Below are 2188 nucleotides of genomic sequence, written 5' to 3'. Positions count from 1 at the left end.
TGGTGAATCTGGCGCTAGCCAAAAAGCAATTGTTGGCGCTGCAGGGGAGCAGTCCGTCCTGAGCGCGCAAAGCGCACGGAAACCGCGGTCACTGGCCCGTGCGACATCAAGCGCAAACCTCATTGATCAGCATGTACCCTAGCGTAAAGTGAGCGACATGGATGTCGAGGCGGCGTTCGAAGCGAGTGCGCAGCTTGCCGAGCCCGGCATGCCCAGGCGTGCGTGCGACCAACAAGCCAGCGATGTTTGACGAGGCGGTCGTTCTTCGCGATGCCACGGCGTGCTATTAGGGGACCCTGGCTTGCGCAGATGGCGACGGCACCGTTGGAATTCGTACCCCTTGTCGGCGTGGAACTTGTCAGGGGGGCATTGTGGTCGGACAGACAAACCAGGCACTGCGGGTATTGCATCGACCAAGTCTTCGAGGACAACCGAGTCGTGCCGATTGCAACCGATGCCAGTCAGTGCCCGAGGAACGCCTCGCCGATCTACGATGAGATGGCGTTTGCTGCCTAGTCTGCCGCGATCTGTGTGGTTGGGCCCGGTATGCTCGCCGCTCGGGGCTGGCCATTGCTGCGCTGTCAAGCTTCGCCCGACTCCAGGCATCCCGGGTTCGGCGCGCTCGCCAGTAACACGGACGGGCTCTGTCCGCTTCACCTGGTACAGCTTCGGCAACAGGCAGACGCGCGCCACCCGCAGCCGGGTGCGGCTATAGCAGCGCGTGGCGCAAAAGTCGACTGTGGTCGACCACATCAAGCCACACCGGGGCAATATGTCCCTGTTCAGGGACCGTTTGAACTGGCTGGCTATGAGGAAGCCCTATCATAACAGGAAGACCGCGCGCTTCGACGTCGGCATCGGTCGACCCCGGCGCAAGCTGTAGTAGCGGGCCCGCAGCAGCACGAACAGTCGATATGTGTCAACAGGCAAGCACCTGCAATGTGCGTTGGCGCACGTTACGTCAGGGTACGGGGTGACAATTTGCATGCAGGGCGGTAATCGAGCGTGAACTGCGATCTTCTCCGACGCAATTGAAGCGGCGCGGCGCCACTCCCATCATGACTTCGAACTGTAAATCTTATCTATTAAATTCGCATAAGTGTCAGGACTCACTCCAGCTTTGCCTAGCCTTGCACGCAAAGTCCTACCTTTGATATTATTAATGCTATTCTTGAGGTCCATTAAGCCTTGTAATTTCGGGGATTCCTTTACGTCCTTTGGCTGTTGTTCGACGAGAACGGCGAGGGCATCAATTACTCTGCCTATTTGCCTTCCATAGCTGTGATCACGCATGATTTCACGCTCCATATCCGGATCCGAGCTATTCTCATTGTTGATGGTGATTGAATTGTTGGTAGTGCTATTGGTTGCGAACCAGCCCGGTAAAATTGGCTGACAGAAAGTTGCAAATATCTGCGAAAATGCCTTCATCGTTTCCGCCATTGAGTCGATCAACTTATCGGTATCATTGGCATTTTTATCATGTGTACACATATTTGTATACCTCATTTCTATATAGCGCCTTGGACAATGTCCAGTGACTAATAAAGCAGGGATTGAGGTGGATGATCCTCTTGCTAAAACCGTGACCACCAACCCTGCAACGAAAGGCTCGGAGTACCTCATCTGCTTTGCCCCAGTCCGCTAATGCAAACCTTATGCCAAACTGGCGCAGCGCTCCGAAAGACGCTCCTAGGCGGACCCAGAACAAGGGGCCTATCGCCGAAGATAGCAACGGTTCAGCGTCGATTTGACTCGCCCACAGACGGCTCAACGAAGCAGGTGTCGATCTAGGCGCAGACAGGATTGAGAATGAGGGAAACGGAAATAGTGCGGCTGAGACTACGGATGCAGCGGCCACGGGTACCTTATTCTCACATCTGCGGCAAGAATCGGCACAGTCTTCGAAACGAAGCTATCAGGAATGCTGAAAGAACGCCCACATAATTCGTTTGCTTTGTCGAATTTCCGACGTCACGATTGCTTATTTGGTCGCCTCGGTGCTGGCACGCTTTTTGTTTCTAAGCCGCAGTGCATCGAAATCTGTGATGACAGGCCACCGACTATCTGCTCATGTCGGTGCTATGAAGTCGCACAGTAAGGCTAGGTGGTTTCAAGAGCGAAGTGCAACACCCTGCGGGTTATTGAACAGGGAGCCGGTCAGTTGGGTTGGCCAGGACCTGAGCGA

1 protein-coding gene and 1 pseudogene are annotated in these 2188 nt (G+C 54.9%); both read right to left on the bottom strand.

Features of this window, described 5'->3' with window-relative positions:
- Positions 1-106: 106 nt before the first annotated feature.
- A pseudogene (locus J8I34_RS33725) lies at positions 107-601 on the bottom strand (transposase); the annotation flags it as partial.
- 455 nt (positions 602-1056) lie between these two features.
- Positions 1057-1626, bottom strand: a complete 570-nt coding sequence (locus tag J8I34_RS33720; protein WP_245176346.1) for a hypothetical protein — start codon at positions 1624-1626, stop codon at positions 1057-1059.
- Positions 1627-2188 lie beyond the last annotated feature (562 nt).

It is taken from the genome of Cupriavidus phytohabitans (genome assembly GCF_017815025.1).
Lineage (GTDB): Bacteria > Pseudomonadota > Gammaproteobacteria > Burkholderiales > Burkholderiaceae > Cupriavidus.
This window is presented reverse-complemented; position numbering and strand designations above follow the sequence as displayed.

Coding starts and splice junctions, on each gene's coding strand:
- J8I34_RS33720 (WP_245176346.1), bottom strand. CDS start 1,626: ATGAGGTACTCCGAGCCTTTCGTTGCAGGGTTGGTGGTCACGGTTTTA.